At 62.3% G+C, this 464-nt stretch carries 1 protein-coding gene; it reads left to right on the plus strand.

Annotated elements, in window-relative coordinates:
* The coding region (locus B2994_RS01640; protein WP_291526664.1) for a pyruvate formate lyase family protein at positions 1-464 on the plus strand (464 nt) is incomplete at both ends.

Below are 464 nucleotides of genomic sequence, written 5' to 3' on the forward strand. Positions count from 1 at the left end.
CTTGGTTGCGGCATGTCCGGCCTGTCCATCGCCGCCGACTCCCTGTCCGCCTGCAAGTACGCCAAGGTGTACCCGATCTACAACAAGGACGCCAAGAACCTTGAGGGTCACGAGTACGAGTACGTTGAGGGCGCTGACGACGATCTGGTCGTCGGCTACCGCACCGAGGGCGAGTTCCCGATCTACGGCAACGATGATGACCGCGCCGACGACATCGCGAAGTGGGTTGTCTCCACTGTGATGGGCCAGGTCAAGCGTCTGCCCGTGTACCGCGGCGCCGTCCCGACTCAGTCCATTCTGACCATCACCTCCAACGTCGAGTACGGCAAGAACACCGGTTCCTTCCCGTCCGGCCACAAGAAGGGCACCCCGTACGCTCCTGGTGCGAACCCGGAGAACGGCATGGATTCCCACGGCATGCTGCCGTCCATGTTCTCCGTCGGCAAGATCGACTACAACGACGC

The organism is Bifidobacterium sp. UBA744 (genome assembly GCA_002298605.1).
In the GTDB taxonomy this organism is placed as follows: domain Bacteria; phylum Actinomycetota; class Actinomycetes; order Actinomycetales; family Bifidobacteriaceae; genus Bifidobacterium.